We start from the raw sequence: 12,978 nt of genomic DNA on the forward strand, positions 1-12,978 counted from the left end.
ATGAAAAAAATCGTTACCGTGGCGCTGTTGCTGCTGAGCGGAAGTGCCAGCGCTGCAGGCATCCTGCGTCAGGATCTGGATACTCAGCTGGAAAACTGTCAGCAGCAGGCGGTCAGCACCCTGGCCAATCTGCAATGCTATGACGCGGCGAATAAAGCCTGGGATGCCGAGCTGAACAAGCAGTACAAGCTGCTGCTGGCCGGACAGTCAGCGGCGGCGCAGAGCGCGCTGAAAGCCTCGCAGCGTGCCTGGGTTAGCTATCGCGATAGCTACTTTGAGGGGATGAATAAGTACTATCAGCAGCAGCAGGGGACTATCTGGGGCCTGGTGGCGTCGGAGTCAAAGCTGAACGTGGTTAAAGAGAAGGCGCGCGATCTGTATCGCCTGCGCAATAGCACCCATATGGAAGGGTAGGCGTTCAACCCGGGTCAGGCATGCCTGACCCCTATTGTTATATGCCACCCTCGTAGCCATTTTGAGACTTTTACCCTTGCCTCCGGCGGCCTTCAGGCGCCATCCTCTCTTAATATCCTGGCCTATGCTTCAGGAATGGATCCCGCCACACACCGTCGAGGCGTTATGACACAGCCCTACCCGATTGCTGAAGTCACCAATCAGCAACAGACGCTGATCGCGATAGTCGAACAGGATGCGCGCACAGCCTATTTCTATATCTGGCCGGCCGAAGGCTTCCGCACCCAGTTTGCCGTGCGTGGCTGCTGGCTGCGCAACCTGCTGCCTGCGCCCATGCAGGAAGATGTCGAAGCGATGCAGCAGGGCACGCCGCCGCTGCTCAGCGCCGAATATTGCCGTACGCTGGAAGCCGAACCGATGCTGGATCCGGCCGGATTGCAGATTGTCTGGGAACCGACGGATGACGGTGCTGCCGTTTGGTATCAGGGCCAGCTGCTGGCCGTGATCCCCGGCTGGAGCCTCTATCAGGATAAGCAGGTCAGTTACTCCGCCAGCTGCATCAAAGCCAACCGCCTCACCGCGCCGCTCGGATCCGCATCCACCAATGAGTACTACGCCGCCGCGCAGCAGCACCGACAGTTCTGGCGCGACTGGCACGACGGCCAGCTGTGGGAGCCGATCCAGCAGGAGATGCTGCAGTGCTATGAAGCGCAGTATGGCGAGTCGCTGAAATATTACTCCATCGATCAGGGTAACTGGCCGCCGATGGCGATCTCGCAGCACTACCACGAGGGCTGCTGGTATTTCCTGACCCTGGGCATGAGCATTCGCCCGATGCCGTGGGTCGATTTTCTCTATGAAGATCTGGCGCCCCAGTATCGGCGCGCCGAGCTGGCGCTGGCGATCGATGCACAAGTGATGACCGAAGAGAATGCGGTGCAGATGGCCAGCGCGCTAGCCGGATTCGCACATGTGCCCTGGGCACGTCTCAGCTGGCTGGGCGAGGGTCACACTCTGGAGTCGTCGGTGGCACCGATGGGCTTTGAGGGCTTTATTCTCTCCAGCGCGCTCGGGCGCGAAAGCGGACAGTTCCCGCTGCCGAAGCGCGAGGGTGAGAAGGTGAATCTGCTGTGGGCGGCCCCGGTCACCACGCTGGAGCGCGAGTTTGCCCAGGCGGAAGAAGATGGCGGACTGCAGCTGGTCGCACGCCTGCTGCAGTACGGCAGCGGCCATATTTTTCGCGCCCGCCAGCAGGTGGTTGAAGCCGGGGAGTGATCCCCCGCTGCGCTGTTTGTTAAATTTGTGAAGCCTGTCACTCAAGTAATTCATTAACACGCCGTTAACACGATCAGGCAATTGTGCCTTTTTCGCGTTGAGTGGTGTGCTCATGTTTAAAACAACCCAGGCCAGATTTACCCTGCTGATCGTCAGCTTCTTTCTGTTACTGCTGCTGATCACCGTGGTGGTGATCAAACTGTTTGTAGCGCCTCAACTCGCGACCAATGAGAGTCGTCTGGTGCGCTACGAGGTAGAAACTATCGCTGCCAGCATCACGGAAATGATGAATCGCGTGCAGGCACAGCAGCGCAGTATTACCGAGTCCGTTGCCGTGCTCGACAGCAACAATATTGATGCCGTGCTCCCCGCGCTGGTGAATCAGTATCAGGACGTCGACGTGTTTGGCGGCGGCGTCTGGCCGCTGGCGCGTCAGCGCGATCCCGCGCGCGACAAATTCAGCAGTTTCTTCGCCCGCGACAGCAGCAACAAGCTGCAGGTCAACACCTACTGGAACTCCGCCGAGGCGCCTAATTACTACGAGCAGTCGTGGTACAAGGATGGCATGGCAGCGGCAAAGGGCCAGTGCGCCTGGGCTAAAGCCTATCAGGATGCCGCCAGCCCGCAGCCGCGTACTAACTGCGCCATGGCGATTTATCGCGACGGCAACGCGTGGGGCGTCGCGACTATCGACGTGACGCTGGGCTTCTTTAACCATCTGGCGAAGCAGATGGGCGAAGCCATTCACGGCAACACGCTGATTGTTGAAGCAGACGGCAAAGTGGTGGGGGATGCCAGCCTGGTCGACGGCGCGCCAAAACTGCGCAATCTGTCGGAGCTGAACACGCCGATGGCGAGCGCACTCAGCCAGATGCTGGGCAAAGTCAGCGGCAGTGAGCCGCAGCAGAGCAGCTATGATGGCGAAGACGGCAGCCATACGCTGCTGGTGCAGCAGATCGGCGGCAGCCCGTGGTTCCTCGCCAGTGATGTGCCGAGCGCGCTGTTAGCGCAGCAGACCAGCTCGATTCTCACCCGCCTCGGCCTGGTCCAGATCCCGCTGGCTGTTGTACTGCTGCTGGTGCTGCTCGGCTTTATTCGCGCCATGATGAAGCGCCTTAGCGGGCTTAACGACAATATTCTGGCACTCTCCACCGGCGGTGCCGACCTCACCCAGCGCCTGCCAGCCAGCTCCAGCCCGGAATTCAACGCGGTGGCGCAGAGCTTCAACCAGTTTATCGCCAGTCTGCAGGGGCTGATGCGCCAGGTCGGTGACAGCGCGCTGGCGATTACCACCGCTTCGCGTGAGATCGCCAGCGGCAACCTCGATCTCTCCGCCCGCACCGAAGAGCAGTCCAGTTCGATTGTGGAAACGGCGGCGTCAATGGAGGAGTTGACCGGTACCGTGCGTCAGAATGCCGATAACGCCACGCATGCCAACCAGCTGGCGGCGGATGCATCGCAGGTGGCGGAACGCGGCGCGCAGGTGGTGCAGAGAGTGGTGTCGACGATGGGGGAAATTAACGTCTCGTCGCGCAAAGTGGTGGATATTATCAGCGTCATCGACAGTATCGCCTTCCAGACCAACATTCTGGCGCTCAACGCCGCGGTGGAAGCCGCACGTGCGGGCGAGCAGGGGCGCGGTTTTGCGGTGGTCGCTTCAGAGGTGCGTAATCTGGCGCAGCGCTCGGCGAACTCGGCGCGTGAGATTAAAAAGCTGATTGAGGAGTCGGTGGCGAATATCGACGAGGGCAGTCTGCTGGTGCAGCAGGCGGGCACCACGATGGACGAACTGATGAGCGGCGTCAGCAGCGTCAATACGCTGATGGCCGAGATTATGTCGGCCAGTCGCGAGCAGAGTATGGGTATCGATCAGATCAACACGGCCATCACCCAGCTCGACAGCACCACCCAGCAGAATGCCGCGCTGGTGGAGCAGGTTTCCGCCGCTGCGCAGGCGATGGAAGAGCAGAGCGTACAGCTGGAGCGCGTCGTCAGCAGCTTCAAACTGTAATTAAAGCCGCATCCGGCGCAGCCAGCGCCGGATACGCTTCTGCCGTTATTGTCACACACCGCACGATTTTATGCAGATCAATGTCGACTTCTTATGCCAGAATAGTGGCATTCGTCTTAAGGAGTCGGCATGTCTGCAATTGAAGTTATCCTCGTCGATCGCCACGATCGCCCCACGGGTAAAATGGAAAAAATGGAAGTACACGAAAAAGGCTTACTGCATCGGGCGGTCACCGTTTACGTGTTCAATTCCCGCCATCAGCTGCTGTTGCAGCAGCGCGCCAGCGGTAAATATCACTGTGGCGGGCTGTGGAGCAACACCACCTGCGGGCATCCTTACCCCCAGGAATCGACTCAGCATGCCGCTGAACGCCGACTGTATGAAGAGATGGGCTTGCGCCTGACGCTGCAACCGATGTTCGAACTGAGCTATAACCTGCCGCTCAGCAACGGGCTGACCGAGCACGAGTACGGCCACGTCTATTTCACCATCAGCGATGCTGTCCCGGTGGTTAACCCGGAAGAAGCCGACGGCTGGCGCTACAGTTCGCTGGCGGATATTCAGCGTGAAATTGACAGCCACCCGGAGCGCTTCACGCCCTGGTTCCTGTTCACTTTCGCCCGCATCCCGCAGGAATTTGCCCGTTTTGTCGGGCAGCAGTAAGACGCGCGTTACTCTTCAAGATAGAGCCCCATTCTCTCCGCCAGCGCCAGCAACTCCTCCACTACCGGGCGCTCAGTAATCTTCTGCGTTTTACTTTCGCTGAGCAGCATAGTGCTGTCGATACGGTCACCAAACAGCAGCCAGGCGTTACCCTGATGCTGGCGCGAGGGCCACATCATTCCCTGAATACGCGGATACTGCTGATGGATTGCCTCAGCCCACTGGCGGGTAATCCCATATTCGCTGGCGTCGGAATGGATGAGTTTTTTCCCGGCGCGCATCTTTACCAACGAGGGCAGGTCGAGGTTGGCAAGCTGTAACGCGGCAGCCGTGGTCAGGCGCGTATGGCGAAAGGTATCCAGCGCCGCAACAGGGTAACTCAGACAGGGCGAAGTCAGGTCGAGGTCGTGGAAGATCACTTCGCACAGCGCGACGCGAGGACTCTCCCCGGCATACAACGTGGGGATCACCGTTCCGTCAGGGGTAAAAATGGGGCTGAAGCGGGCATTGCCGCCGACCGTGTTGTTAAAGCTGCTGCCGGAATAGCGCTGGCGGTGCACGCGACACAGCGTCGTGCCCGCCGGCAGGCTGAACGTATTGATTGCCACGGGGTGAGAAGGCGGGGCGAAACGTGAAACTCCCTTTTCGGACTGGCTCTCCTTAGCCATGCTGCGCCCCCTCTTTTGCCTGCCGTGCGGCGGCAATCACCGCCTGCGGATCGCTGCTCAGCAGATCTTTCGGCCGGCGACCGCCCAGCCAGCTATTGCTGCCGGCAAACCAGGCGGCCAGTGACCAGGGCGTGCGCGAGCCGTCAAAAATAGCCAGCACCTGTTTCACCGCCGGCAGCGGCTGCCAGGCTTCATCAAAAGCATAATCCGGGTAGCGGTCCTGACCTTCAACGCTGATGGCAAAGGTTCTGCCACGGCGTTTCCAGGCGTTGGGGCCGGCGCTGCGGTTGGCGTTAGTGAAATGTGCTTTGTCTGACAGTTCGCTGGAGCTGAGCCACTGCCCGTCCGCCAGAATGAATGCGCGCAGGTCCTCTTTGCGCTGCTCATTATTGATTCGATACTGTTCGAAACCGCTAAAGATACTGTCACTGTTTTTTGCCGTCGGCGTGGTTTTAGCCCCGGCACGTGATGGCATTAGCAGGTTCTGGGCGATTTCAAAAAAGGCCAATGCCAGCGAAGGATCGAGGCGGGGATTGCTAACCAGCTTTTCCAGCTTTTTACGCAGCGCATCGCGGGTCCCGTTTTTGGACGGCGCAGCATCTTTCAGCTGATCGACATTGATCACCAGATATTCAGCGCTCTCTTCAGCTACCATGCTGCGCAGCTGCTGCCCGCTGAACAGGCTAACCGTTTCTATTTGTGCTGCACTGTTTTTGGCTGACATCGATCACCCCGTCTGGATAGATTGCATATATTGAATATATCGCATATCCAACGGAGTGTCTAAACTTTCGCCAGCTTAGCAATTATTCAGGCGAAGTCTTCGGCATCGACATCTCTAACGCGTCGTGCGCCGAAGAAGTGATTTCAGTCATGATATTGAGTTTTATGTTCGGGAGTAAACTCAGAGCATAACGACCCGACTGGCAGAGAGAAATTCCAGCTGGTTATGTGCTACAACGAAATGATCAAAGCCGGGCGGCCGGGGATTACCGCCAGTGTTTGCGCTCAGGAACGAACGATGAAGGTGTATCCAGCCAGCATCACGCCGCCGACGCCGCCAACGGCCATCAGCAGAAAAATAAACACCACACCAATTTTTTGCCAGTTCATAGCGAAGCCTGTTTTCTTAAGGGAGGGCGAAGTATAGCGCCTTCGCCCAGCGGAATTAAGCTGAAAGCGGCATTTTATTGCCCGCTGGCCGCCTGCTTAGAGAAAAACAGCGTGACGCGCGCTACTTCGACGCCAAACTTTTTCATCGAGGTGACGTTCATCAGGTGCTGCGCATCCTGCTGGTAAATCCAGTCGTCAAAGTTCAGTTTGTAGCTGCTGTCGTCGGTTTTCACCGTCATGGTATAGCGCCAGTTAAAGGCGTTGCCACGGGAGTGCCCCTGCGCGGTGCCGATAATATCCCCGGCGGTACCGACATAGCTGCCGTCGCTCAGGCGGCGGATATGCCAGACGCGCTGCTGCTTCTCGCCGTCGTCATAGACGAAGTGTTCATTCAGGGTCAGGGTATCGCCGACCACCTGGCCGTTAATGGTCACTTCAAAGCGGCGGATCTGTTTGCCGCTGTAGTCCTGTACCATCCCCCAGGCGCGGGAGTCGCCGTTGAACCAGCTGAAGATATCGATTTTCGGCTGGGCTTGCTGATAGTCCTCAATTTTGGCACCGCAGCCTGCAATCAGCAGGCTCAGCGTCAGCAGCAGGAATTTCCACATGGTTAACCTCCGGTCAGTTTCCGACGAATATCGGGATAGGTGGTGTTCGGCGCGAGCCAGATACCCAGGAAAGCATCACGGAACTCACGATTAAAATATGGGCCGATGGGTTTCATGGCGCCCTGCATCCCGGCGGGCTGCCAGTAAAACTGGCCGCCGTCGGCATCGGCAGTAAAGGCCAGCCGCGTACCGTCGCTGACGTCCGGCCAGATGGCACCAAGCTGCTGCAGCCACTGCTGTTGCTGGCTGCTGCTGCCGGTTTTCTGCGCCTGCCACTGCTCCAGCGTGGCGTCCAGCAACGCCTGGCGGGTGATGTCGCGGCGGTAAACGATCACCAGGGAGACGGGCCACTGCTGCGGCTGCCAGCGCCCGTTCGGCGTCAGCAGCTGTGAGTCGTAGACGGTGAACGGCCCCCAGGTCAGCGTGGCCTGGCCGACCGTACGCCAGCTCAGCCAGTCAGCGGCCTGGACAAGGGGGGAGAGCAACAGCAGGAGCAGCAGTAATTTTTTCATCAGTCGCGTCCTGAAGCAGTTGTGACCTGTTTTATCGGGCTGACCGGAACAGAGGGTCAGCCCCTACAAAAAATCATCACTGTGGCAGGGGCCGATCATCTTTTCTGCTCGGCCCGTGGCTGGCACTCGCTCGAGCCGAGACAGGCAGACACCAGCGGCAGATAGATCGCCCAACCCACCGCCAGCACGCCAAACACCAGGAGCGCAGGCTGATGTAGCTGCATCGCGCCCAGCCGTTCCCCGACGAAATAAGCAAACGGGCCGCCCAGCGCCCCCACCAGCGCCAATAGCGGGGAACGTAAAGCAAAGCGCTGCTGTAGCAGCCACCACCAGCAGGCGAACACCAGCCACAGCGCCAGCATCCAGGGCGGGAAAAACGCAACGCCGCTAAAGCTGAACAGCCCGCTCCATAGCCACAGGCTGTCGAGGGCAACGCCACCCGCGGCTACCAGCAGTAGCCGGACTTTTACCTCGCGCGGGCAGAGTAGCCACGCCAGCAGCGCCACCGCCGATAATGCCAGCCAGATGCGCTCGCGCAGCGCGACAGCCAGCCCCCAGTAGAGATCAAAGCCCAGGGTCAACAGCCAGAAGCGCCAGCGGCTCATGCGCGCTGCAGCGTCAGCTGGACAGTGCCAATGGTGTTGGAGCGGAAGCCCGCTTCGCAGTAGCACAGGTAATAGAGCCACATGCGGCGGAAGCGCTCGTCGAAGCGGCCCTGCGCCAGCTGCGGCCAGGCGTTGTCAAAGCGCCGCCGCCAGTGTTGCAGGGTCTGCGCGTAGTCATGGCCAAGCTCAAACTGGTCGAGCACGCTGAAATCACTCACGGCTTTCAGGGTCTTCTGCAGCAGGCTGACCGAAGGCAGGAAGCCGCCGGGGAAGATGTAGCGCTGAATAAAATCGACGCCGCGCGCGTAGCTGGCAAAGCGCTCCTCGCTGATGGTGATGGCCTGAATCGCCAGGCGTCCGCCCGGTTTCAGCAGCTGCTGGCAACGTTCGATAAACAGCGGAATATAGGCTTTGCCGACCGCTTCGATCATCTCAATCGAGACGATTTTGTCGTACTGCCCGGTCAGGTTACGGTAATCCTCGCACAGCACCGTGACGCGGTCGCTTAGCCCGGCGGCGGCGATGCGCTGGCAGCTGTATTCATACTGCTCCTGCGAGATGGTGGTGGTCGTGACGCGGCAGCCGTATTCGCGCGCGGCATATTCGGCCATTGCCCCCCAGCCGGTGCCAATCTCCAGCAGGTGATCGTGCGGGCTAAGTGCCAGCTTGACGCACAGCCGCTTCATTTTGGCCTGCTGTGCCTGCTCCAGCGACATCTCCGGCTGCGGGAACAGTGCGCTGGAGTAGAGCATCTCTTCGTCAAGGAAGCTGGTATAAAAGTCGTTGCCGAGGTCATAGTGCGCGGCGATATTGCGTTTCGCCTGACGCACGTTGTTGCGGCGCAGGGCATGCACCAGCTGATTGAGCGGGGCGCTTATCCAGCTGAGGCGGGACTCCAGCTTATCGACGACGCGGCTGTTGTTCGCCAGCGTCAGGATCACCGCCGTCAGGTCCGGGGTCTCCCAGTCGCCGTCCATAAAGGATTCCGCCGCCGCGATACTGCCGCCGAACAGAACCCGGCGGTAAGCACGGCAATGATGCACCACCACTTCCGCCTGCAGCGCTGCCTGCTCGTCGCCGAAGAACTGGCTGCCCAGATAGGGATCGTGCAGCGTCAGCCCGGCATCCTCAATGTGCTGCAGCAGGGAGAAGACCACCCGGCGCGAAGCACAAAAACGTTTACCCGTTTTTCTGCGGGTGGTCAGGCTGATATCGCTGCCAGTCATCACTTATTTCTCCAGCTTGCTGTGGTCATATACAGGCGCACCTTTGCGCCAAAGTTTCCACGCCTGCCAGTAAATCGCCAGCGCGGTTCTCACGGTCATCATCGGGAAGCGCCAGAGGAAATGGCGCAGGGTTTGTCGGGTAAGCGGCTGGCGGCGCAGATGCAGGGTGGCATCAAACTCACGGCCTTCGCGGTGATTTTCAATATGCACCAGCAGCGATTTACCCGGCGGCGAGAGCCGCCAGTGGTAGATCATCTCCAGCGGATTAAACGGCGAGACGTGAAACACTTTTTCCGTGGTTTCGCTGCCGTCCGGTTTCACTGCATAGGTGTGTCGCTCATTCCACGGCGTGTTGCGTACTTCGGCCAGCATCCAGCGCAGGGTGTCGGCGTCATCGTACAGATAGTAAAAATTGACCGGGTTAAACGAGCAGCCGAAGTAGCGCAGCTGGGTCAGCAGCATTACCCGCCCGGAAAGCTGCTCGCCGGTGAGCTGGGCAATACGCGCCTGTGCCCGCTGCTTGATATCGCCACCGCCGAGGTAGTCGTCGCTGCTGAAGCTGGCGGCGCGCAGGCGGCTGTGGCCAATGCCGACATTTTTCAGCAGCGGCAGCTCGTCGAGGTCAATCAACGGCATAAAGATCCGGTAGCTGAACTGGTGGTCGACCGGCGTAAAACGGCGGTGGCGCACGTGGCCGCTGTACAGCACGCTGTTCACAGCAGCTCCCCCTGTTCCATCGCCGCGATCACGTCGAGCGCGCTGCGGATACCGTCTTCATGGAAACCGTTATAGCTCCACGCGCCGCAGAACCAGCTGCGGTTGCTGCCATTGAGCAGCAGGCGCTGCTGCTGGGCGTGAAGGCAGTCGGGGCCAAACTGCGGATGATGGTACTCAAAACGGCGCAGCACTTTTGCCGGATCGATGGGCTGCGTGGGGTTCAGGCTGACGCAGAAAGTGTGCGGCGCTTTGATCCCCTGCAGGATATTCATGTTGTAGGTGACGCTGGCGCCCAGCAGCTCGTCTCCCGCCTGAGTGTCTTCCAGCCGGTAGTTCCAGCTGGCCCAGGCGGCGCGCGCTTTCGGTAACATACTGATATCGGTATGCAGCACCACTTCATTGGCGCGATAGGGGATGCCCGCCAGCATCGCCGCTTCGGCCCCGGAGGCATCGCCCAGCAATTGCAGCGCCTGATCGCTGTGACAGGCAAATATCACCTGGTCATAGCGCTCGCTGCCGCGTGCGCTTTCCAGCGTGACGCCGGCCTCATCGCGCAGGACGCGGGTCACCGGCGTGTTAAGATAGACAGCGATCTTCTCGCCAATCAGCTGCATCAGGCGGCGGATGTACTCGCGCGACCCGCCGGGGATGACGAACCACTGCGGGCGCTGCGCCAGATCGAGCAGGCCGTGGTGGTTAAAGAAGTGCAGAAACTGCGCCAGCGGCATGCGGCGCATCTCCGCCAGCGAGGTTGACCAGATAGCCGCGCCCATCGGCAAAATATAGTGCTGAGCAAAGAAGGCGCTGAAGCCGTGCAGACGGAGAAAATCATCCAGCGTCCCCTGATCCTGCTGGTGCTCCAGCCACTGCTTGCCGCAGCGGTTAAAGCGCACAATCTCAGCGAGGAAGCGGTAAAACGAGGGTTTTAGCAGATTGCTGCGCTGGGCAAACAGGCTGGTCAGCGAGTGGCCGTTATACTCCAGCCCGCTGCGCTGATTGCGCACTGAAAAGCTCATCTCCGTTGGCTGACTCTCCAGCCCGAGCTCGGCCAGCAGCGCCAGAAAGCGCGGATAGGTGCGGTCGTTATAGACAATAAACCCGGTATCAATCGCCCAGCGTTTACCCGCCAGCTCGACATCTACCGTGGCGGTATGACCGCCAGGCGTTGGGCCAGCCTCGTACAGATGTACCTCAGCGCGCGCGGCAAGTTTCCACGCACAGCTAAGACCCGAAATACCACTACCGATAATTGCAACCCGCACGGGCTACCTCGCTATTCGCTGCGTGAGCAGGCGCTGAAGGGCAATGGGCAGGCGGGATGTGACCCGCAGAATAAAGGCAAACAGGCGGGGGAAAGCGATTTCCGCTTTGCCCTTCTCCAGACCGTGGCGAATAAAGCGCGAGGCCTGAACCACGTCGACAATCATCGGCATGGCGAAATCATTGCGCCGCGTCAGCGGGGTATCAACAAAGCCGGGCAGCACCAGGCTGATGCCGACCTGCTGGCGCGAGACGTCCTGTGCCAGGCTGCGGGCGAAATAGGCCAGCGCAGCTTTCGATGCGCCGTAGGCTTCGGCCCGGGGCAGGGGCACCAGGCTGGCGGTGGAACCCACCAGCGCCACACGGCTGCCGGGCTGCATCTGCGGCAGCAGGCTGTCGAGGCAGTTAATCGGGCCGCTAAAGTTAGTCTGCATCACGCGGTGGACTTTTTCCGCTTCCACCAGACCATGATCAAGGTATTCACAGGTGCCGGCGCACAGGATAGCGAGATCAACCAGCTTGTTGCTGAGGGCTGAACGCGTCTGCGCCAGATCGGTAATATCGAATTCGCACAGTTCAATTTGTGGATGCTGAACCTGCAGGGCTTCCAGCCGTTCGCGGTTGCGGCCACAGGCGGTGACGTGCCAGCCAGCGGCGGCATAATCCTGCGCCAGCTGCTGGCCAATGCCCGAACTGGCACCGGTAATCAGAACGCGTTTCATGGCTGTAGCCTCTTTTTGATCCGGTTGACCACTGAGCCCAGCAGCGGCAGTTTCTCATACAGCATTGCGCCCATATCGTAGTAGTCGCGCTGGAAAACGATCTTATCCGCGCGAAAGCGCAGATAGCTGCTGCCCTCCAGGCTCTGCTCCGCGCCGCGTTGTAGCGCCGGATGGGCATACTCCATACGCCATAGCAGCAGGGCATCATTGTCGAACTCGCGCACCAGCGTGACGATAAAGCGGCAGTAGCGCATATTTTTTAGCAGTTCGGCAAAGTAACGTTCCACCACCGCCAGCCCCTGATGTTCACCCACCGGATCGCACAGGCGAATATCGTGATGGTAAATCTGTGGCAGCTGCGCAAGACGGCTGCTGTCCAGCGTTTCATAAAATTCTACCAGCTGGTTCAGTGTCGCCTGTTGCGTCATGCCGTGCCCCTTCAATTACCGTGTGAGGTGATGGAGAATCCCTGTTCCTGCCAGTGAGCCAGCTGCTCCTGCTGGCGTTTGGTCAATGCTTTACCTGTGTAAACAAAGATATGCTGGCCGGGAAAGAGCTCAGGTCGCGGGGACTCCAGCGGTTCCGCCAGCACGTCAATACGCCAGCCCTGCTGCGCCAGGCGCCATGCTTCCATCCACAGCCGCGTGCGGTCGCTAATGCCCCAGCCTACCAGCAGGGCATCTTTACCTGCCTTCTTGCGCGAACCGGCTAAACAGAAGCAGATATAATCAATTAAAGCACCATCCAGCAAACTGCACATAGCGCGAGCCGTATTTTGATCCAGCCCTAGCCGTTGACGGATAGGAACAAAAACGTGATCGATAAGCGATTCGGCCGGATTTTCCTTGCCAATACTGGCAATTTTGACGCGTAGTTTGGACGGACGCACCATGCGCAGCACGACCATCAGTTCTTCCTGAAGGGTAAACCACCCATCATCAACATTAACGTTTTCGCCTTCCAGCAAGGCCTTAACTTTGCCGACCGGCACGCCGCTCTCTATCCAGCGCTTGATCTCCTCAATGCGCTCTATGTCTTCTTCGTCGAACTGGCGGTGGCCACCCTCTGTGCGCTGTGGCTTGAGCAGGCCATAACGACGCTGCCAGGCACGCAGCGTGACCGGGTTAATACCGCAGCGTTCGGCGACATCACCGATGCTGTACAGAGTCATGCATTACCTCTTA

16 protein-coding genes are annotated in these 12,978 nt (G+C 59.4%); 4 read left to right on the top strand and 12 right to left on the bottom strand.

Annotation, left to right across the window (positions count from 1 at the left end):
* The 4 genes from ACLI4M_RS16725 (at nucleotide 1) to idi (ending at nucleotide 4,363) form a co-directional block, all read left to right on the top strand.
* Entirely contained in the window at nucleotides 1-414 is a 414-nt protein-coding gene (locus ACLI4M_RS16725) for a lysozyme inhibitor LprI family protein (RefSeq protein WP_099753724.1), read from the top strand.
* A 165-nt stretch (nucleotides 415-579) separates the two neighbouring features.
* Nucleotides 580-1,689 carry a suppressor of fused domain protein gene (locus ACLI4M_RS16730; RefSeq protein WP_099753723.1) on the top strand — a complete coding sequence of 370 codons (1,110 nt, stop codon included), beginning with the start codon at nucleotides 580-582 and terminating at the stop codon, nucleotides 1,687-1,689.
* A 112-nt stretch (nucleotides 1,690-1,801) separates the two neighbouring features.
* A complete protein-coding gene (locus ACLI4M_RS16735; protein ID WP_133624133.1) occupies nucleotides 1,802-3,700 on the top strand; it encodes a methyl-accepting chemotaxis protein in 1,899 nt (632 codons plus the stop codon).
* Between the two features lie 129 nt (nucleotides 3,701-3,829).
* Nucleotides 3,830-4,363 (top strand): isopentenyl-diphosphate Delta-isomerase, encoded by a 534-nt coding sequence (idi, locus tag ACLI4M_RS16740; RefSeq protein WP_048916638.1) that lies wholly within the window; start codon nucleotides 3,830-3,832, stop codon nucleotides 4,361-4,363.
* An 8-nt stretch (nucleotides 4,364-4,371) separates the two neighbouring features.
* Here idi and ACLI4M_RS16745 read toward each other — a convergent pair whose 3' ends face one another.
* The 12 genes from ACLI4M_RS16745 to ACLI4M_RS16800 form a co-directional block, all read right to left on the bottom strand.
* Entirely contained in the window at nucleotides 4,372-5,031 is a 660-nt protein-coding gene (locus ACLI4M_RS16745; protein ID WP_133624132.1) for an RES family NAD+ phosphorylase, read from the bottom strand.
* A complete protein-coding gene (locus ACLI4M_RS16750) occupies nucleotides 5,024-5,755 on the bottom strand; it encodes an integrase (protein ID WP_133624131.1) in 732 nt (243 codons plus the stop codon). The genes ACLI4M_RS16745 and ACLI4M_RS16750 overlap by 8 nt, the downstream gene beginning before the upstream one ends.
* A gap of 284 nt (nucleotides 5,756-6,039) precedes the next feature.
* On the bottom strand, nucleotides 6,040-6,144 hold the full coding sequence (locus ACLI4M_RS16755) for a protein YohO (protein WP_048916636.1): 105 nt from the start codon (nucleotides 6,142-6,144) through the stop codon (nucleotides 6,040-6,042).
* A gap of 74 nt (nucleotides 6,145-6,218) precedes the next feature.
* Nucleotides 6,219-6,752 carry a DUF3833 domain-containing protein gene (locus tag ACLI4M_RS16760; RefSeq protein ID WP_048916635.1) on the bottom strand — a complete coding sequence of 178 codons (534 nt, stop codon included), beginning with the start codon at nucleotides 6,750-6,752 and terminating at the stop codon, nucleotides 6,219-6,221.
* Nucleotides 6,753-6,754: 2 nt separating this feature from the next.
* Nucleotides 6,755-7,264 carry a hypothetical protein gene (locus ACLI4M_RS16765; RefSeq protein ID WP_133624130.1) on the bottom strand — a complete coding sequence of 170 codons (510 nt, stop codon included), beginning with the start codon at nucleotides 7,262-7,264 and terminating at the stop codon, nucleotides 6,755-6,757.
* 95 nt (nucleotides 7,265-7,359) lie between these two features.
* A complete protein-coding gene (locus ACLI4M_RS16770; RefSeq protein ID WP_133624129.1) occupies nucleotides 7,360-7,869 on the bottom strand; it encodes a DUF2878 domain-containing protein in 510 nt (169 codons plus the stop codon).
* Nucleotides 7,866-9,095, bottom strand: coding sequence for an SAM-dependent methyltransferase (locus tag ACLI4M_RS16775; RefSeq protein ID WP_133625100.1), 1,230 nt, complete (start codon nucleotides 9,093-9,095; stop codon nucleotides 7,866-7,868). The genes ACLI4M_RS16770 and ACLI4M_RS16775 overlap by 4 nt, the downstream gene beginning before the upstream one ends.
* Nucleotides 9,096-9,098: 3 nt before the next feature.
* Nucleotides 9,099-9,812, bottom strand: coding sequence for a DUF1365 domain-containing protein (locus ACLI4M_RS16780; protein ID WP_048916632.1), 714 nt, complete (start codon nucleotides 9,810-9,812; stop codon nucleotides 9,099-9,101).
* Nucleotides 9,809-11,074, bottom strand: coding sequence for an NAD(P)/FAD-dependent oxidoreductase (locus ACLI4M_RS16785; RefSeq protein WP_133624128.1), 1,266 nt, complete (start codon nucleotides 11,072-11,074; stop codon nucleotides 9,809-9,811). The genes ACLI4M_RS16780 and ACLI4M_RS16785 overlap by 4 nt, the downstream gene beginning before the upstream one ends.
* A gap of 3 nt (nucleotides 11,075-11,077) precedes the next feature.
* Nucleotides 11,078-11,794: an SDR family NAD(P)-dependent oxidoreductase gene (locus ACLI4M_RS16790; RefSeq protein WP_133624127.1), complete on the bottom strand. Its 717-nt coding sequence runs from the start codon at nucleotides 11,792-11,794 to the stop codon at nucleotides 11,078-11,080.
* Entirely contained in the window at nucleotides 11,791-12,222 is a 432-nt protein-coding gene (locus ACLI4M_RS16795; protein ID WP_048916629.1) for a nuclear transport factor 2 family protein, read from the bottom strand. The genes ACLI4M_RS16790 and ACLI4M_RS16795 overlap by 4 nt, the downstream gene beginning before the upstream one ends.
* Nucleotides 12,223-12,233: 11 nt before the next feature.
* Nucleotides 12,234-12,965 (bottom strand): MerR family transcriptional regulator, encoded by a 732-nt coding sequence (locus tag ACLI4M_RS16800; RefSeq protein ID WP_133624126.1) that lies wholly within the window; start codon nucleotides 12,963-12,965, stop codon nucleotides 12,234-12,236.
* Nucleotides 12,966-12,978 lie beyond the last annotated feature (13 nt).

It is taken from the genome of Erwinia sp. LJJL01 (assembly GCF_047300805.2).
Classification (GTDB): Bacteria; Pseudomonadota; Gammaproteobacteria; order Enterobacterales; family Enterobacteriaceae; genus Erwinia; species Erwinia aphidicola.